This window comes from Mesorhizobium sp. BR1-1-15, assembly GCF_020165475.1.
Lineage (GTDB): Bacteria > Pseudomonadota > Alphaproteobacteria > Rhizobiales > Rhizobiaceae > Mesorhizobium.
Genome location: NZ_JAIUIF010000004.1, coordinates 115,746 through 132,764, shown reverse-complemented (window position 1 = coordinate 132,764; position 17,019 = coordinate 115,746). Strand labels below are relative to the sequence as shown.

The 17,019-nt window shown below is 63.3% G+C and carries 16 protein-coding genes; 13 read left to right on the top strand and 3 right to left on the bottom strand.

Going from position 1 to position 17,019, the window contains the following annotated elements; all coding sequences use genetic code 11:
- Positions 1 to 100: 100 nt before the first annotated feature.
- The 6 genes from LB541_RS09200 to LB541_RS09175 all read left to right on the top strand — a co-directional run bounded on the left by LB541_RS09200 (position 101) and on the right by LB541_RS09175 (position 6,985).
- The gene (locus tag LB541_RS09200; RefSeq protein ID WP_140685024.1) at positions 101 to 1,270 is read left to right on the top strand and encodes an acyl-CoA dehydrogenase family protein; all 1,170 of its coding nucleotides are present in this window, start codon (positions 101 to 103) and stop codon (positions 1,268 to 1,270) included.
- Positions 1,271 to 1,301: 31 nt separating this feature from the next.
- A complete protein-coding gene (locus LB541_RS09195; protein WP_140523939.1) occupies positions 1,302 to 2,510 on the top strand; it encodes an acetyl-CoA C-acetyltransferase in 1,209 nt (402 codons plus the stop codon).
- Positions 2,511 to 2,524: 14 nt separating this feature from the next.
- The gene (locus LB541_RS09190; RefSeq protein ID WP_224618215.1) at positions 2,525 to 4,744 is read left to right on the top strand and encodes a 3-hydroxyacyl-CoA dehydrogenase NAD-binding domain-containing protein; all 2,220 of its coding nucleotides are present in this window, start codon (positions 2,525 to 2,527) and stop codon (positions 4,742 to 4,744) included.
- Positions 4,745 to 4,808: 64 nt separating this feature from the next.
- Positions 4,809 to 5,354: a thioesterase family protein gene (locus tag LB541_RS09185; protein ID WP_140523944.1), complete on the top strand. Its 546-nt coding sequence runs from the start codon at positions 4,809 to 4,811 to the stop codon at positions 5,352 to 5,354.
- 123 nt (positions 5,355 to 5,477) lie between these two features.
- On the top strand, positions 5,478 to 6,122 hold the full coding sequence (locus LB541_RS09180) for a helix-turn-helix transcriptional regulator (protein ID WP_140496665.1): 645 nt from the start codon (positions 5,478 to 5,480) through the stop codon (positions 6,120 to 6,122).
- Between the two features lie 11 nt (positions 6,123 to 6,133).
- A complete protein-coding gene (locus tag LB541_RS09175; RefSeq protein WP_411969771.1) occupies positions 6,134 to 6,985 on the top strand; it encodes a thermonuclease family protein in 852 nt (283 codons plus the stop codon).
- On the opposite strand, the gene LB541_RS09170 is transcribed toward LB541_RS09175, so the two are convergent.
- The gene (locus LB541_RS09170) at positions 6,951 to 8,597 is read right to left on the bottom strand and encodes a lysine--tRNA ligase (RefSeq protein WP_140523947.1); all 1,647 of its coding nucleotides are present in this window, start codon (positions 8,595 to 8,597) and stop codon (positions 6,951 to 6,953) included. The two genes, LB541_RS09175 and LB541_RS09170, sit on opposite strands and share 35 nt — an antisense overlap.
- A 159-nt stretch (positions 8,598 to 8,756) precedes the next feature.
- On the opposite strand from LB541_RS09170, the gene LB541_RS09165 reads away from it, so the two are divergent.
- Entirely contained in the window at positions 8,757 to 9,164 is a 408-nt protein-coding gene (locus tag LB541_RS09165; RefSeq protein ID WP_140496659.1) for a tellurite resistance TerB family protein, read from the top strand.
- 84 nt (positions 9,165 to 9,248) lie between these two features.
- Here LB541_RS09165 and LB541_RS09160 read toward each other — a convergent pair whose 3' ends face one another.
- Positions 9,249 to 10,100, bottom strand: coding sequence for a transporter substrate-binding domain-containing protein (locus tag LB541_RS09160; protein ID WP_224618213.1), 852 nt, complete (start codon positions 10,098 to 10,100; stop codon positions 9,249 to 9,251).
- 60 nt (positions 10,101 to 10,160) lie between these two features.
- On the opposite strand from LB541_RS09160, the gene LB541_RS09155 reads away from it, so the two are divergent.
- The 3 genes from LB541_RS09155 (at position 10,161) to LB541_RS09145 (ending at position 12,586) form a co-directional block, all read left to right on the top strand.
- Positions 10,161 to 11,087, top strand: coding sequence for a helix-turn-helix transcriptional regulator (locus LB541_RS09155; protein ID WP_224618212.1), 927 nt, complete (start codon positions 10,161 to 10,163; stop codon positions 11,085 to 11,087).
- Between the two features lie 96 nt (positions 11,088 to 11,183).
- Positions 11,184 to 11,822 carry an acyl-homoserine-lactone synthase gene (locus LB541_RS09150; RefSeq protein ID WP_140496654.1) on the top strand — a complete coding sequence of 213 codons (639 nt, stop codon included), beginning with the start codon at positions 11,184 to 11,186 and terminating at the stop codon, positions 11,820 to 11,822.
- Complete coding sequence (locus tag LB541_RS09145; RefSeq protein ID WP_224518985.1) at positions 11,819 to 12,586, top strand: enoyl-CoA hydratase-related protein; 768 nt, start codon at positions 11,819 to 11,821, stop codon at positions 12,584 to 12,586. The genes LB541_RS09150 and LB541_RS09145 overlap by 4 nt, the downstream gene beginning before the upstream one ends.
- A gap of 56 nt (positions 12,587 to 12,642) precedes the next feature.
- Here LB541_RS09145 and ppk2 read toward each other — a convergent pair whose 3' ends face one another.
- Complete coding sequence (ppk2, locus tag LB541_RS09140; protein ID WP_140496649.1) at positions 12,643 to 13,551, bottom strand: polyphosphate kinase 2; 909 nt, start codon at positions 13,549 to 13,551, stop codon at positions 12,643 to 12,645.
- 194 nt (positions 13,552 to 13,745) lie between these two features.
- On the opposite strand from ppk2, the gene LB541_RS09135 reads away from it, so the two are divergent.
- The 3 genes from LB541_RS09135 to LB541_RS09125 all read left to right on the top strand — a co-directional run bounded on the left by LB541_RS09135 (position 13,746) and on the right by LB541_RS09125 (position 16,953).
- Positions 13,746 to 15,011 carry an ATP-binding protein gene (locus LB541_RS09135; protein WP_140663908.1) on the top strand — a complete coding sequence of 422 codons (1,266 nt, stop codon included), beginning with the start codon at positions 13,746 to 13,748 and terminating at the stop codon, positions 15,009 to 15,011.
- Positions 15,012 to 15,123: 112 nt separating this feature from the next.
- Entirely contained in the window at positions 15,124 to 15,849 is a 726-nt protein-coding gene (phoU, locus tag LB541_RS09130) for a phosphate signaling complex protein PhoU (protein ID WP_140496645.1), read from the top strand.
- 96 nt (positions 15,850 to 15,945) lie between these two features.
- The gene (locus LB541_RS09125) at positions 15,946 to 16,953 is read left to right on the top strand and encodes a magnesium and cobalt transport protein CorA (RefSeq protein WP_140496643.1); all 1,008 of its coding nucleotides are present in this window, start codon (positions 15,946 to 15,948) and stop codon (positions 16,951 to 16,953) included.
- Positions 16,954 to 17,019: the final 66 nt, after the last annotated feature.

The window sequence follows — 17,019 nt, the reverse complement described above, 5'->3', positions numbered from 1 at the left end:
TCTCCCTTGAGGGGAGGGCGGTCCAAAGGGCCGGGAGGGGTCGCCGCGACAGTGCGCGGATTTCAATTTCGATGGCAGACCTTGGGAGGAAGATCATCGCATGACCAACCCAGCCGAAATCCTTGGCCTGCCGAAGCCCGCCTGGGCGGCGGACGAGGTCGGCATGCTCTACGACATGGCTCACCGCTTCATGTCCGAAGAGATCGCGCCGCGTTACGACGAGTTCGAGAAGAACGAAATGGTCGACCGCGAGAGCTGGCTGAAGGCCGGTGCCGCCGGCCTGCTCTGCGCCTCCATGCCGGAGGAATATGGCGGATCAGGCGGCACCTTCGCCCATGAGAGCGCCATCATCGAGGCCATCGGCCATGTCGGCGTCGACGGCTTCGGCATCGGTCTGCACAATTCGATCGTCGCCCCCTACATCCTCCACTACGGCTCGGAGGAGCAAAAGAAGAAATGGCTGCCGAAGCTCGCCACCGGCGAACTGATCGGCGCCATCGCCATGACGGAGCCCGGCGCCGGCTCCGACCTGCAAGGCGTCAAGACGCGGGCCGAGAGGGACGGCAACCAATACAAGATCAATGGCTCCAAGACCTTCATCACCAATGGCCAGCTCGCCAATTTCATCATCGTCGTCACCAAGACCGATCCGGCCAAGGGCGCCAAGGGGACTTCGCTGATCGTCGTCGAGACCGACGAGGTCGACGGCTTCGAGCGCGGCCGCAATCTCGACAAGATCGGCTTGAAGGCCAATGACACGTCCGAACTGTTCTTCAACGATGCGCGTGTGCCGACCTCCAACCTGCTCGGCCACGAGGAGGGACAAGGCTTCATCCAGCTCATGCAGCAATTGCCGCAGGAGCGTTTGCAGATCGGCACCGGCGCGATTGCCATGGTCGAGCGCGCGCTGGCGCTGACCATCGAATACGTCAAGGAGCGCAAGGCGTTCGGCAAGGCGGTCATCGATTTCCAGAACACCCAGTTCAAGCTGGCCGAACTGAAGACCGAGGCCACGATCGGCCGCGTCTTCTACAATGATTGCGTGGCGCGCCACATCGATGGCGGTCTCGATCCGGTGACGGCGTCGATGGCCAAGTACTGGCTTTCCGACCTGCAGGGCAAAGTCGTCGACGAATGCCTTCAATTGCATGGCGGCTATGGCTACATGAATGAATATCCGATCGCCCGCATGTTCCGCGACGCCCGCGTCCAGCGCATCTATGGCGGCACCAACGAGATCATGAAATTGCTGATCGGCCGCTCGCTCTGAGCATCGATCGGCAAACCCAAGGAGCAGGAAAATGGCCGAAGCTTACGTCTATGACGCCGTTCGCACGCCGCGCGGCAGGGGCAAGAAGGATGGCTCGCTGCACGAAGTGCCGGCAGTGCGGCTCGCCGCCAGGACGCTGGAGGCGCTGCGCGACCGCAACGGGCTCGACACTGCAACTGTCGACGACATCATCTTCGGTTGTGTCGACCCGGTCGGCGAGGCGGGGTCGGTCATTCCGCGCGCCGCGGCCTTCGAGGCCGGCTACGCGACCTCGGCGCCCGGCATGCAGATCTCGCGCTTCTGCGCCTCCGGCCTCGACGCCATCAATTTCGGCGCCGCCAAGATAGCCCAGGGCGCCGATGAGATCGTCATTGCCGGCGGTGTCGAATCGATGTCGCGCGTCGGCATGGGCGCCTCGGGTGGCGCCTGGTTCATGGACCCTTCGGTCGGCCTGCCCGGCTGGTTCGTGCCGCAAGGTATTTCGGCCGACCTGATCGCCACAAAATACGGCTTCAGCCGGGATGATGTCGACGCCTACGCCGTCGAGAGCCAGAAGCGCGCGGCAAAATCCTGGGCCGATGGCCGCTTCAGGAATTCGGTGATCCCGATCAAGGACCAGAATGGTCTCACCATCCTCGACCATGACGAGCATATGCGCCCATCGACCGACATGCAGTCGCTGGCCTCGCTCAATCCCTCCTTCGTCATGCCCGGCGAAATGGGCGGCTTCGACGCCGTCGCGGTGCAGAAGCATCCGGAAGTGGAGGAGGTCAATCACGTCCACCATGCCGGCAATTCGTCGGGCATCGTCGATGGCGCGGCCGCCGTGCTGCTCGGTTCGAAGAAGGCCGGCAAGGCCATGGGCCTGAAACCGCGCGCGCGCATCCGCGCCTTCGCCAACATCGGCTCCGAGCCGGTGCTGATGTTGACCGGCCCCGTTGACGTCACCGAGAAGCTGTTGAAGCGCGCCAAGATGAAGCTGTCGGACATCGATCTGTTCGAGCTCAACGAGGCCTTCGCCTCCGTGGTGCTGCGCTACATGCAGGCCTTCGATATCGAGCACGACAGGATCAACGTCAATGGCGGCGCCATCGCCATGGGCCATCCGCTGGGCGCCACCGGCGCGATGATCTTCGGCACCGTGCTGGACGAGCTCGAGCGCCGCGATTTGAACACCGCGCTGGTGACGCTGTGCATCGGCGCCGGCATGGGCACCGCAACCATCATCGAACGCGTCTGACGGGGAGAGAAACGATGAGCTACACCAATTTCACCCTCGACATCGACGCCGACGGCATTGCGCTGGTCACCTGGAACATGCCGGACCGCTCGATGAACGTCTTCACCGAGGAGGTGATGCGCGAGCTGAACGCCATTGTCGACAGGGTGGCGGGCGAGGCCGCCATCAAGGGCGCGGTCATCACCTCCGGCAAGGATACGTTCTCAGGCGGCGCCGACATCACCATGCTCCAGAAGATGCTGACGACCTTCGCGGCTGAAAAGGGCAAGGATCTCGAAAAGGCGACCAGGGCGCTGTTCGAAAACGCCGGCACCATGACCGGTCTGTTCCGGAAGCTGGAAACATCGGGCAAGCCGTGGGTTTCAGCAATCAACGGCACCTGCATGGGCGGTGCATTCGAAATGTCGCTGGCCTGCCATGGCCGCGTCGCCGCCGATTCCGACAAGGTGAAGATGGCGCTCCCCGAGGTGAAGATCGGTATTTTCCCGGGCGCCGGCGGCACCCAGCGGGTGCCGCGTCTCACCGACCAGCAGCAGGCGCTGCAAATGCTGACCTCCGGCCAGAACCTGTCGCCGCAGAAGGCGAAGTCGATGGGCCTGATCCACGAGATCGCCGAGCCGGCCAAGCTGGTCGAGACTGCGAAGGCCATGATCAGGAACGGCCTCAAGCCGGTAGCGCCGTGGGACGAGAAGGGATTCAAGTTGCCCGGCGGTCCGGTCTATTCGGCGGCGGGCGCCAATCTGTGGCCGCCGGCTATCGCCATCCTGCGCCGCGAGACCTATGGCAATTATCCGGCCGCCGCGGCGATCCTGAAATGCGTCTATGAGGGCCTGTTGGTGCCGTTCGACACCGCGCTCAGGATCGAACAGCGCTATTTCACGGAGATCATGCAGACCAAGGAAGCGGCGGCGATGATCCGCTCGCTGTTCGTGTCGCTGCAGGAATTGAACAAGGGCGCGCGCCGCCCGGCTGGCGTGCCGGAAACTAGGTTCAAGAAGATCGGTATTCTCGGCGCGGGCTTCATGGGCGCCGGTATCGCCTATGTCACGGCCAAAGCCGGCATCCCGGTGGTGCTGCTCGACCGCGACATGGAGTCCGCCGAGAAGGGCAAGGCCCATTCGGATGGTCTGATCTCGGATCAGGTGAAGAAGGGGCGTGCCAAGCCTGAGGACAAGGACAGGCTCCTGTCGCTGATCACGCCGACATCGGACTATGCCGACCTTGCCGGCTGCGATCTCGTGGTCGAGGCGGTGTTCGAGGATTCCGCGGTGAAGAAAAGCGCTATCGAACAGGCGGAAGCGGCGCTGAAGTCGTCGGCGGTCTTCGCGTCGAACACCTCGACCATTCCGATCACCGCCCTGGCCAAGAATTCGGCGCGGCCGAAGAATTTCATCGGCATCCATTTCTTCTCGCCCGTCGACAGGATGATGCTGGTCGAAATCATCCTTGGCAAGAAGACCGGTGACAAGGCGCTGGCCACCGCGGTCGACTTCGTGCGCGCCATCAAGAAAACGCCGATCGTCGTCAACGATACGCGCGGTTTCTACGTCAACCGCTGCGTCCTGCGCTATATGTCGGAAGCCTACAAGATGTTGATCGAGGGCGTTCCGGCGCCGATGATCGAGAACGCCGCCAAGGCCGCCGGCATGCCGGTCGGCCCGCTGGCGCTGACCGACGAGACGGCCATCGACCTCGCCCAGAAGATCATGAAGCAGACCATCAGGGATCTCGGCGAGAAGGCGGTCGACCCGAAGCAGATGGCGCTGATCAACACCATGGTCGACGACCACGGCCGCTTCGGCCGCAAGAACGGCAAGGGCTTCTACGACTATCCGGCCAAGCCGGCCAAGAAGAAGCTGTGGCCGGGCCTTAAGGAGCTCTATCCGCAGCTCAAGCCGGAGAAGGTCGACTATGCGGAATTGCAGCAGCGCCTGCTGGTCACCATCGCGTTGGAAGCGGCCCGGGTGATGGAGGAGGGCATCGTCACCGATCCGCGCGAGGCCGATGTCGGCTCGATCCTGGCCTTCGGCTTCGCGCCCTATACGGGCGGCGCGCTGTCCTACATCGACGGCATCGGCGCCGGGCAGTTCGTCAAGATCGCAAAGGGCTTGCAGAAGAAATACGGCGCCGAGTTCAAGGTGCCCAGGCTGCTGCTCGACATGGCCGAAAAGGGCGAGACTTTTTACCAGCGCTTCGACCCCTACGCGAAGGGCGACGTGAAGCAGGCGGCCTGAGCGTGGTCGGAATCAAAGGTGCCGCGGCGTCCCTTGCGCGTCCGAAAAGACGCGCCGCGCCGTAATGTATGTCTGGGGGCGCCTTGCGCGTATGATGGCCACGGCGGGCAGCCGTGGCTCCTACCAGATGGGTGATGAAAGCCGATTGGCCTTTCGCTGCCTGCCGACGGACATCGATTTTAACCGCCATCTCAACAATGCCCGCTATATGATGCTGGCGGACCTTGGCCGCATCGATATCTTCATCCGCGCCGGCCTCATCACTCTGGCGAGAACGAATGGCTGGGCGCCGATGATCGGCGGGCTGCAATCGGCCTATGTGCGTGAGATCAAACTGTGGCGGCGTTTCGAAGTGGTGTCTTCGATCGAGACCTGGGAAGGCAGCCAGGTCATCGGCAAGCACCGTTTCGTCCTCGACAATGGCGAGACCGCCGCATTGATCATGACGACAGCCGGCGTCTACGACCGCGCCGCCCGGCGCTTTCTCGATATTGACGAGGTCGTCGCCGCGCTTGGCCGCTCCGCCCAGCCGCGTCCGCCCAGCGAAGCCGAGCGGGCGTTCATGGCCTCGCACCGGAACCTGCGCGGGCAGGCCAAGCGGATCGGTTGACCCGGAAACCGGAATTGGCGCGGCCAGCAGGAAGATGTAGTGCCATGGCACAACCGGTGGACAAACCTTCATTCGAAGACTAGAAAGGAAAGGCATTTTTTCCTTTTTGCAAGGAGAGCGGAATTGCTCTCGCATGACCGTGTTTGGGCCGCCATCGACGCTCTGGCCGAGCGGTATTCGCTCTCGGCTTCCGGCCTGGCGAAGCGGGCCGGCCTTGATTCGACTGCCTTCAACAAGTCGAAGCGACTGTCGTCGGACGGCAGGCCGCGCTGGCCCTCGACCGAATCGCTGGCCAAGATCATCGAGGCGACGGGCGCTTCGCTCGACGAATTCACCGGGCTGATAGAAGGTCGGGCCGGCCACGGCGCGATGCCCGCCCGCGGGCGTGCCGTTCCGTTGCTCGGCTTTGCCCAGGCCGGCGCCGGCGGGTTTTTCGACGATGCCGGCTTCCCGGCCGGTCAAGGCTGGGATCTGGTGGAACTGCCGGCGCAATCGACCGAGAGTTCCTATGCGCTTCAGGTGCAAGGCGATTCAATGCTGCCGCTCTACCGCAATGGCGACGTGCTCATCGTCGAGCCGGCAGCCCTCATCCGCAAGGGCGATCGCGTCGTCGTCAAGACGACGGGCGGCGAGGTGATGGCCAAGGTGCTCGATCGCCAGACCGCTAGGTCGATCGCACTGGTTTCGCTCAATCCCGATCATCCGGACCGCGACATTCCCATGCGCGAGGTTGAATGGGTGGCGCGGATCGTCTGGGCAAGCCAATAGGGTGCGGGCTGGTGCGGCTTCCTCATCTTGTCCTTGCGGTTCTGATGGTCCCTGGAATGGCCGCGCTGGTAGTCGCCGGCGGCCGCGCGCTGAAGAGCGGCGAAGCTGCCGTCGCGGTGGAACAGATCGATCCGAGCGCCGATACGGTCTCTCAGCCAGGCACCGACGGCGTGCCGGAGGAGCCGGCCACATCGGCCATTGCCGCTCCGCCGCCCCCCGCCGCTAGCCCGCACTCGCGTGCGATCGATCCCCAAGTCGTGGCGCCGCCGGAGCTTCCCAGCAAGGAGCTGGAGCGGGTGGAGCCGCGCGCGCCGTTGAGCAAGCTGGCGCTGGCCATGCCGCCCAAGCCGAAAATGCCGGACGACTGGAAAGGGACGAAGCTGTTCCAGCCGTTCGCGCCCGCCGCCGGACTGATCGAGGCGAAGGGCTATTCTGTCGCGGTTTCCGGCGTCGACATTGTCGGGCAGGACGAGACCTGCACCTCGGACGGTAAATCCTGGCCCTGCGGCGTCCGCGCGCGCACGGCGTTCCGCGCCTTCCTGCGCGGCCGGGCGGTGGTCTGCGCCGTGCCGCCGGAAGGCGGCCGCGACCTGATCGCCGCCGACTGCCGGATCGGCAAGCAGGATGTCGGCCGATGGCTGGTCGAGAACGGCTGGGCGCGCGCCGCCAAAGGCGGCCCTTACGTCGAAGTCGGGGAAAAAGCGCGCAGCGAAAGGAAAGGCATTTTCGGATCGGCGCCAAGCCTTTCAGGCGTGCCTTCGATGCCGGCCGCGCGCGCCCCGGCGCCGCAAGCGCCGGGCTCGATCTTGGAAGAGGTCGGCGGCATTCTCAAGCCAGCTGACCAGCCAACGCCTTCTGAATGAGCCCGCGCGTCTCGGCGATGCCGTAGAGTGCCGCGAACGAGCCGAAGCGCGGTCCGCGCTCCTGCCCGATCAGCACCTGGTAGATCATCTGGAAGAAGGCGCCCGAAACGCCCGGACCACCTTCGGGGCTCTTCTTGGAATGATCCTGATAGCGTTCCACCTTGCGGGCGACGTTGAGCGCGGCGTTCTGGATCGCCTCGCCGTCCGAGCCCGCCGGCAGGGCGCCAAGCGCCTGATCCAACGCTTCCAGCGCCTCCCGCTCGACGTCGTCGGGCGCGCGGAAGGTCTTCGTCGGCTTCACGAAATCGTCGAAATAGCGGATCGCATAACCCGTCAGCCTGTCGAGCTCAGGGTGGGTCGCCGGCGTCACGCCCCGGACATGGCGCGAGATGAAGCCCCACAGCACGTCCTTATTCTGCGCATTGGAGGCGCTGACCAGGTTGAGCAGCAGCGAGAACGGCACGGGCATGTCGATGGCGGGCGGATTGCCGTCGTGCATGTGCCAGACCGGGTTGCCCAGCCGTTCCTTCCAGTCCTGCCTCCGATAGGCTGCAAGGAAGGTGTAATATTCGTCCACGGCCCGCGGGATGACGTCGAAATAGAGCTTCTTGGCCTGTCGCGGCCGCTGGTACATATAGAGTCCCAGGCTCTCCGTCGGCGCGTAAGTCAGCCATTCGTCGATGGTCAGCCCATTGCCCTTGGATTTGGAGATCTTCTGGCCGTTCTCGTCCAGGAACAGCTCGTAGACGAAATGCTCCGGCGCGTGCCCGCCAAGGATGTTGCAGATGCGGTCGTAGACCACTGCATTGGTCTGATGGTCCTTGCCGAACATCTCGAAATCGACCCCGAGGGCCGCCCAGCGCATGCCGAAATCGGGCTTCCACTGAAGCTTAACCTTGCCGCCGGTAACTGGCAGCGTGGTCTCGGTACCGTCATCGTCGAAGGTGATGGTGCCCGCCCTGGCATCGACATGCTTCATGGGAACGTAGAGCACGCGGCCGCTCTTCGGCGAGATCGGCAGGAACGGACTGTAGGTCGCCTGCCGCTCCTCGCCCAGCGTCGGCAGCATCACCGCCATGATCTGGTCGTAGCGTTCGGCCGCGCGCAACAGCATCGCGTCGAAGCGGCCGGTCTTGTAGTACTGCGTCGCGCTGGCGAACTCGTAGTCGAAGCCGAACGTGTCGAGGAAGCGGCAGAGCATCGCGTTGTTGTGGTCGGCGAAACTCGCATAATCCCCGCCGAAAGGGTTGGGTACCGAAGACAGCGGCTTGTGCAGGTGCGGCTCCAGCGCCGCGCGATCCGGCACGCTGTCGGGTATCTTGCGCATCCCGTCCATGTCGTCGGAAAAGCACAGCAGCTTGGTGGCGACCTTGTCCTGCGTGATGACGCGGAAGGCATGCCGCACCATCGACGTGCGCGCCACCTCGCCGAACGTGCCGATATGCGGCAGGCCGGACGGGCCATATCCGGTTTCGAACAGCACCGTTTGCGGGAGTTCGCGGCCCTTGTAGCGCTCGATGATCTTGCGGGCTTCCTCGAACGGCCACGCCTTGCTTTCGGCCGCCGCCGTCAGCACTTCGGGATTGAGATCGATGATGTTTGATCCCGCCATGTCACTGTTTTCCAAATTAGACGCCGGCAAAGCCGCAAGTGAGGATTTTCAACCGGTCTCTATGCGCGCCTGACCGGAGCGTCAACGAGCGCGGCGCTTTTTCCTTGCAGCGCAGGGAACGCGTTCCTACCTTCGCAGCCCGTATCGAGGAGTTGTTGAATGCCGACCCCGCATGAAGCGCTGATCTACCTGATGGTCATCACCTCCGCCTCCGACCGCGACATGACGGATGTCGAGCTGGCGCGGATCGGCGAGGTCGTCCGCTCATGGCCGGTATTCGAGGATTTCGACCACGACCGCCTGGTTGGCGTCGCCCAAGCCTGCCAGAAGAAGCTGCATGAAAAGGGCGGGCTGGAGGGTGTCCTGGCAAGCGTGGCCGAGGCCCTGCCGGAGCGCCTGCGCGACACCGCCTATGCGGCCGCCTTCGAGGTCGCGGCCGTCGATCTCGAAATGCGGATGGAGGAGGTGCGGGTGCTCCAACTCATTCGCCTCAAGCTGGATCTCGACACGCTGACCGTCGCGGCGATCGCCCGTGCGGCCAAGGCGCGCCTGCGCACGCTGACCTGAGCGGCGACACTCAACCCGACCGGAAGAAACTGACCGGGACCGGATCAGAAAAAGCTGACTCAGAAAAAGCTGACCGGGACCGGATCAGAAGAAACTGACCGGAAAATAGCGCAGGTAGAACTCGGCGAACGTGCCTTTCAGCGAAATCTCCTGCAGCGCGTAGTCGAGAGCGGCGGCCAACGCCGGGTCATCGGATCGGGCGGCGATGGCCATGCCCGAACCCAGATATTCCGGCGCCAGATAAGGTCCGCCGGCAAAGCGGCAGCAGCCGGCCGCATCCGAACCGCCCAGCCAGAAGGCGAAACGCATGCCGTCGCCGAAGGCGGCATCGATCTTGCCGGCCTTGAGGTTGGCGTAGAGGTCTTCCGGCCTGTCGAAGGTGACGACCTGAACGGTGTTGAAATAATCGCGCAGCATGCGCTCATGCGCCGAGCCTGATATCACGCCGACACGCTTGCCGCGCAGCTTGGCGAACAGCGGCTCGGTCAGCGTCTCGCCCTTCGGCATGATGAAGCGCGCCGGAAATTGCAGGTAGGGGCGCGAGAAGGCGTATGTCTGGCGTGACTGCGGCGTCGCGGCGATGCCGGCGATGATCGCTTCGCCTTCGCCTTTCTCAAGCGCTTCTTCGAGCTCGGCCCACGGCAATGCCTGGATCTGACATTTGTCGACGATGCCGAGCTCGGCGCAGATGGCGCGCGCCAGGTCGATGTGGAAACCGGACAGCTTTCCCGCGCCGTCCAGGAAGTTGAAGGGCGGGAAATCGGTTGTGGTCAGGAACCGCAGCCGCGGCAGTGCGGAGAGATCCGGTTTCGGTAGCCGCTCCTTGGCATCCCACAGCACCGGCACCTGCGGCTCGGCCGCGCGCGCGCGCTCACCCAACGCCAGCGACGCGATCAGCATCGACGCAAGGACGAGAGACCTCCGCTGGAACGCCATGATAAACTTCCGCCGCACCTGTGTTCGCATCGGTTCTGGTACGAAAATAGTACAGGCACAATGCTTTTTGATTTCAACGCGTCGATTTCAGGATATGCTTTAGCAGGTTTGCAAACAGCGGTGGCTGCCCGGGTGGGGACCAGGGTCGAGAACCACAACCACAAGGCAACGCTTTGCAATCCCTGGTCGGTGGCGAAGTGCCAACAAGGCACGGATCATCGATTTCAACGAGGCAACATGGGGTTTGATGTTGCGATGGGTCAGTTCGATCGCACGCTGGAATACATAGATCACCTGCAGCAAGCCGGAACGGCGGCTGCGGTTTGCGAGAGGCTGTTGGGCATAACGTCGGATTTTGGCCTGACCGCTCTGATGGCGGGCACCGTACCGCAACCGGGCACGCCGACCGGCCAGCAAAAGCAGCATGTGCTGCTTTGCGACTGGCCTGTCGAATGGTTGGAGCGCTACGTGGCGCGCAACTATGTCGATCACGACCCGATCGTCAGCCACATGAAACAGTTGCAGGCGCCGTTCCAGTGGCGGGAAGCGGCCCAGGGCGTTAGCATCGACAGAAGCAGCGGCGAAGTGATGGGCGACGCCGTCGTGTTCAAGCTGCGCGACGGGCTGGCCTTCCCGCTGATCACGCTCGACGGCCAGATCGTCATGGTGTCACTGGGTGGCGAGGCCGTGGAACTGTCCGCCGCCGAGTTCGGCCTGGTGTCGCTGGTGTCGACCTATGCGGTGGGCCGCGCCATGCAGCTTCACACGAAGGCTAGCAAGACCATCGATAGCGTAGAGCTGACACCGCGCGAACGCGAATGCCTGCAATGGGCCGCCGTCGGCAAGTCCGAATGGGAGATTTCGCAAATCCTCGGCATCTCGGAACACACGTCGGAGAAACACCTCCTTAACGCCAAAAGCAAACTCGGCGCCGTCAACCGCGTACAGGCAGTCGCTGAAGCGATAAGGCGCGGCTATATTAGTTAGGTCGGCCGGGTCGGCCTAGAAATTCCTGCCTACGTGATCGCGTAATTTTCTTGCGAGGGCACGGCCGTATCTTCCTCTTGAACAGGAGACGGCAAAATGATTTTTTCCCTTACAACAAAAGAACTGATGGAACATCCCGATCTGTGGGAGGCCGTGCATCGGCTGCGCTACAGGATTTTCGTCGAGGAAATGGGGTGGGAGGACCTGCGGCGCCCCGATGGCTTCGAGATCGACCAGTTCGATCATGACGAAGCGGTGCATCAGATCGTCATCAGAGGCAACGAGGTCGCGGGCTATCAGAGGATGTTGCCGACCACGCGGCCACATCTCTTGACCGAGGTGCTGGCCGATCTTTCCGTGGGAACGCCGCCGTCGGGTCCGAACATCTGGGAACTGACCCGCTATGCAGTGGCACCCGGCTTTCGCGACGGCCGCCGAGGCGTTTCGACCGTCGGTACCGAGCTCATTGCCGGCTTCGTCGAGTGGGGGCTGAAGCGCGGCGTCGACAAGGTGATCATCGAGTTCGAGCCGATGTGGGTGCTGCGCGCGCTGCAGCTGCATTTCCTGGCCACGCCGCTGGGCTATCAGCGCACCTATGGCAACCAGCAGGTCGTCGCGACGCTGCTCACCTTCAATGAGCACACGCTGGATGTGGTGCGTTCGCGCCGCAATCACCACGCTCCCGTTCTGGCCAGGGGATATCCCGATATGTTCGGGCAAAGGCGGGCGTCATGAGATCGGAAACGGCCATGAACGCGCACCCGCAACCCGAACTGCGCAACCACACGCTGATCGTCACCGTATCGTCGACCGACGGCCGGCCGGTGCTCGACAGAAGGGCCTATGAAAGCCTGGCAAGGACGTTCCACGAAGCCGCCGACAATGACGACGTTCGTGTCGTCGTGCTGCGCGGCCTGGCGGGCTGCTTCTGCCTCGGCGGCGATTTTTCCGAATTCCTCGACGCTACCAAGCACCAGAAGCTGATCGCCGCCGTCACCGACATGTTCCGCACGCTGGCGACGTTCCCCAAACCCATACTGGCCTGTGTCGACGGCGATGCGGTCGGCGTCGGCTGCACCATCCTGTTCCATTGCGACATGGTGATCGCGTCCGCCGAAAGCACGTTCCGGGTGCCGTTCGTCGATTTCGGCCTGGTGCCGGATGCCGCGACCAGCATCCTGGCGCCGCAGAAGCTCGGCTACGCCGGCGCCTTCCGCTTTTTCTGCCTCGGCGACACGCTGCGCGCCGACGACGCCAGGGCGCTCGGGCTGGTCGCCGAGATTGTCTCCGAAGGCAGCGTCGAGGAGGCAACCCTCGGCCGGGCAAGGCAGCTCGCCAGGAAGCCGGTCGCCGCGTTGCTGCAGACGCGGGGCCTGCTCAAGGGGAACCCCGCGGAACTTTGCGAACGCATCGATCAGGAGATCTCGCTGTTCCAGCAGGCGCTGCAGGACGACACCACGCTGCGGCGGCTGCAGCGGATTGCCCGGTTGGCGGCCTGAGCGTCGCGCCGAAGGCGTTGCGCCACGCGGTCCAGTGCCGCGTGGCGCAGGCACCGTCAGTCCTGTTTTGCCAGGAATGACGGCCCTTCGCCGATGATTTTCTTGTCTTCCTTGCCGATGATGTCGAGGTCGCGGCCGTCATAAGGCAGCGACAGGAGGATGCGCCGCATCACCGCCAGCCGCGCGCGGCGCTTGTCGTTGGCACGCACGATGATCCACGGAGCGAATTCCTTGTGGGTGCGCTCGAACATGGTATCGCGCGCCCTGGTGTAATCGTCCCACTTGGTAATGCCGGCAATGTCGATCGGCGAAAACTTCCAGCTCTTCAGCGGACTGTGGCGGCGATCGTGAAATCGCTCGAGCTGCGTTTCCCGGCCGATGTTCAGCCAGAATTTGAAGAAGTGGATGCCGTCATTGACGATCATCCTTTCGAAGTGCGGTGTCTCGTCGAGAAACTTCTCGTGCTGTTCTGGCGTGCAGAAGCCCATCACCGGTTCGACGCCGGCGCGGTTGTACCAGGAACGGTCGAACGTGACGAATTCGCCCGCGGTCGGGAAGTGGTCCGCATAACGCTGGTAGTACCATTGCCCCAGCTCGGTCGGCGTCGGCTTGGTCAGCGCCACGTTGCGTGCCGTGCGCGGATTGAGGTACTGGCGCAGGACGAAAATCGTGCCGCCCTTGCCGGCCGCGTCGCGGCCCTCGAACAGCGCCATCATCCGCCTGCCTGTCGACTGCAGCCACGCCTGCGCCTTGACCAGCTCGATCTGCAATGCCTCGAGCGTCTCGTCATATTCGTCGCTTTTCATCTTCTTGTCGTAGGGATAGCCGCCCGCGGTCAGCTTGCGCTCCTCGATCCAGTCCGGCAGTGCTGGATTCTCGATGTCGAACTCCCGCTCCTTGCCGTTGATCCTGAGCTTCAGCGGCCCCGGGGTCGGCGCGGCGGTGTTTTCCTTGGCTTTTTTCATCGAGACGAACCTTTCCAGCTTACGGACTCGTGCTATTGAGCCATTGCAGTGCCGCGCGCCGCTTCAGACGCAAAGGGCGCTGCACTTTTGGATTTTGCGCATGATCCTTTCCGAAAATCGATTCTGATTTTTCGGCGTCATGCGCCAGGCCGGTCCAGCGAAATTGCCGGACCGGGAGCGGGGCGCAGGCGCGAATGGCGGACCAGGGCGCAGATGAGAAGGGCGTGACGCAGGCGCTTGCCGCGCGGCTGTGGAACAGCCGATGGTTGCTGGTCGCCGGTCTTGTCGCGGTCATGGCGGTTTATGCCTTTGCGGGCATTTCCGCCTATGTGCTGCTGCCGGCGCTGGCTTTGCTGCTGGTGGCGGCGATGATACCGGCTGGAGCCACGCGCCAGCCCGGCGAAAGCGGCGCGGCGATCGAGGCCATCGGCCTGCAACGCCTGTCCGGCGAATATCTGGCGGCGGCCGTCGCCGACCCCTTGATCATCTTCGACCATGCCGCGGCCATTGTTCATGCCAACGCCGCCGCCTTCGCCGCCTTCGGCGGCATCGCGCCTGGCGTATCGTTGTCGCTGAAATTCCGGGCGCCGGAAATGCAGGCTCTTCTGGACGGCGTGCTGTCGGGCGAGGTCGCGTCGGATGTCATCGATTACACCGAGAGGCTGCCGGTCGAGCGGACTTACCGGGTCAGTGCCTCCTCCGTCGGTCACGGCACTGATCTCTACGTGATGGTGTTCAAGGACCAGAGCGAAGCGCGCCGCATCGACCGCATGCGCGCAGATTTCATCGCCAATGCCAGCCACGAATTGCGCACGCCGCTCGCCTCGATATCGGGTTTCATCGAAACGCTGCGCGGACCGGCCCGCAATGACCCGGCGGCGCGCGAGCAGTTCCTGCAGATCATGCAGAACCAGACCGGCCGCATGGCACGCCTGATCGATGACCTTTTGTCGCTGTCGCGGCTGGAGATGAAGCCCTATCTGCGGCCGGGGACCGAGGTCGACCTGCGCCAGACCGTCGACAGCGTCATCGATTCGCTGGCCCCGCTGGCGCGGGAAAACGGCGTCGTCATCGAGCGGGATTTCGCCGACGGCCCTCTCGACGTGCCGGGCGACCGCGACGAACTGTTCCAGGTCTTCGAGAACCTTCTGGAAAACGCCTGCAAATATGGGCAGTCGGGCGGCCGCGTGGTGGTGTCGATCGAGCGCGGCGACGCCGAGGGCGAAGCGGGCATCGACGTGACGATCAGGGATTTTGGCCCCGGCATTCCCGAGGAGCACATTCCGCGCATCACGGAGCGCTTCTATCGCGTCGACGTCGAGAGCAGTCGAACCCAGAAGGGCACAGGCCTTGGCCTGTCGATCGTCAAGCATATCCTGACGCGCCACAACGCCAGGCTCTCGATCAAGTCCGAAGTCGGCAAGGGCGCCGCCTTCTCGGTTCATTTGCCGGCGACCTGAGCCGCCCTAGTTTCCAAGGTGCCATTTCTTTTTTCTGTCATCCGGTTAGCGTATCAGCGGGGATTCGAGGAAACGACTCAAAATCAGATCATCCGTGGGAAGGCATCCGGTCATGCAGTCCGTGCACATAGTCAGCGCCTATGACGAGGAGCTGAAAGATCTGTCGAAGCGCATCGCCGCCATGGGCGGACATGCCGAACGCATGGTCGAACAGGCGATCTCCGCCTTGGTCAATGCCGATCCCGGCCTTGCCCAGAAGGTGATCCGCGACGACGCCGTCCTCGACGAAGGCCAGCGCGAAATCGACGACAGGGCAATCATCATCATCGCCCGGCGCCAGCCGATGGCGACGGACTTGCGCGAGATCGTCGGCGCGATCCGCATCTCGGCCGATCTCGAGCGGGTCGGCGATCTCGGCAAGAATGTCGCCAAGCGTGTGGTGGCGGTTGCCGACGGGCGCCAGCCGACCAGCCTGTTCCGCGGCCTCGAAGCCCTGGCCGACCTGGCGTTGACCCAACTCAAGGAAGTGCTCGACGTCTACGCCTCGCGCTCGGTCGAAAGGATCGGCTTCGTACGTGACCGCGACGACCAGATCGACGCCATGTACACGTCGCTGTTTCGCGAATTGCTGACCTACATGATGGAAGATCCGCGCAACATCACGCCCTGCACGCATCTGCTGTTCTGCGCCAAGAACATCGAACGCATCGGTGACCATGCCACCAACATTGCCGAGACGATCTACTATATCGTCACCGGCGACCAGATGCCTGCCGACCGGCCGAAGGGCGACAAGACGGACAAGATCGGCCTTTCCGCAACGCAGCCGATCAAGTGAACGCACTTTCTCTCGAACGCTTGGTCGTATTGCGCTAGACTATCCCTGAGGCAAGCCTGCTGGTTCCCCGCAAAGGCAGTGCTTCGGGAGGCTGCGATGGAATATGTCCGGGACTTCAAGCCCGCGCCGCCGACATCGGCCGTCATCGCCTCCAGCGTCTACACAGCCGGGCGCCGCATCGCCGACATCCCGATCGAGGAAGCCGGCACATGGGCCAGGAAAGCGGGACACGTCGTGTGGATCGGGCTGCTTGAACCCGACCGCGAGCTTCTGCTGCGCGTGCAGGCGCAATTTCATCTGCATGAGCTCGCAATCGAGGATGCCGAGCATCCGCACCAGCGGCCGAAGATCGAGCAATATGGTGATGCGCTGTTCATCGTCGCCCGCACCGCGCAGCTGATCGAGGGCCGCGTCACCTTCGGCGAGACGCATCTGTTCGTGGGCAGCGGCTACATCGTCAGCGTCAGGCACGGCCCTTCGACATCCTATGCTGTGGTGCGCCAGCACTGGGAAAGCTGCCCGCATTCACTGGCCAAGGGCGAGGATTTCGTCCTCTATGCCATTCTCGATTTCATCGTCGACAACTACATGCCGGTGCTCGAGCAGATCGAGGATGAGGTCGAGGCGATCGAGGACCGGGTCCTGCTGAAGCCGATGACCGGCCCCGATATCGAACGCCTTTATATGCTGCGTCGCGATCTGTTGCGGCTGCGCAATGCCGCACTGCCGCTGGTGGAGGTCTGCCGCCGGCTGACCAGCGCCGACCTGCCGCAGATCCATTCAGCCATGCACCCGCTGTTTCGCGACGTGACCGACCATATCCGCACCGTCCAGGAAAAGATCGACAGCTTGCGCGAAGTGCTGGCCTTTGCTTTCGAGGCGAGCCTGCTGGTGGGCCAGAGCCAGGAAACGGCGATCTCCAAAAAGCTCGCCTCATGGGCGGCAATCCTGGCCGTGCCGACAGCCTTCGCGGGCATATACGGCATGAATTTCAGCGACATGCCGGAACTGAAGATGGAATACGGCTACCCGATGGTGCTGCTGGCGATCGCGCTGATCTGCAGCTTCCTCTACTGGCGGTTTCGCAAGAATGGATGGCTGTGAGAGTAGGGCAGTAGGCAGTAGGCAGTAGGCTAAACGCTCGGGAGCGCAAATTCAAAACATACTGCC

Bases quoted from the DNA above. Each gene is read 5' to 3' on its own strand.
- phoU (WP_140496645.1), top strand. From the start codon at position 15,124: ATGCAGTCCGTGCACATAGTCAGCGCCTATGACGAGGAGCTGAAAGAT.
- LB541_RS09135 (WP_140663908.1), top strand. From the start codon at position 13,746: ATGGCGGACCAGGGCGCAGATGAGAAGGGCGTGACGCAGGCGCTTGCC.
- LB541_RS09160 (WP_224618213.1), bottom strand. From the start codon at position 10,100: ATGGCGTTCCAGCGGAGGTCTCTCGTCCTTGCGTCGATGCTGATCGCG.
- LB541_RS09150 (WP_140496654.1), top strand. From the start codon at position 11,184: ATGATTTTTTCCCTTACAACAAAAGAACTGATGGAACATCCCGATCTG.
- LB541_RS09200 (WP_140685024.1), top strand. From the start codon at position 101: ATGACCAACCCAGCCGAAATCCTTGGCCTGCCGAAGCCCGCCTGGGCG.
- LB541_RS09145 (WP_224518985.1), top strand. From the start codon at position 11,819: ATGAGATCGGAAACGGCCATGAACGCGCACCCGCAACCCGAACTGCGC.
- LB541_RS09185 (WP_140523944.1), top strand. From the start codon at position 4,809: ATGTATGTCTGGGGGCGCCTTGCGCGTATGATGGCCACGGCGGGCAGC.
- ppk2 (WP_140496649.1), bottom strand. From the start codon at position 13,551: ATGAAAAAAGCCAAGGAAAACACCGCCGCGCCGACCCCGGGGCCGCTG.
- LB541_RS09195 (WP_140523939.1), top strand. From the start codon at position 1,302: ATGGCCGAAGCTTACGTCTATGACGCCGTTCGCACGCCGCGCGGCAGG.
- LB541_RS09165 (WP_140496659.1), top strand. From the start codon at position 8,757: ATGCCGACCCCGCATGAAGCGCTGATCTACCTGATGGTCATCACCTCC.
- LB541_RS09155 (WP_224618212.1), top strand. From the start codon at position 10,161: ATGCTTTTTGATTTCAACGCGTCGATTTCAGGATATGCTTTAGCAGGT.
- LB541_RS09125 (WP_140496643.1), top strand. From the start codon at position 15,946: ATGGAATATGTCCGGGACTTCAAGCCCGCGCCGCCGACATCGGCCGTC.
- LB541_RS09170 (WP_140523947.1), bottom strand. From the start codon at position 8,597: ATGGCGGGATCAAACATCATCGATCTCAATCCCGAAGTGCTGACGGCG.
- LB541_RS09190 (WP_224618215.1), top strand. From the start codon at position 2,525: ATGAGCTACACCAATTTCACCCTCGACATCGACGCCGACGGCATTGCG.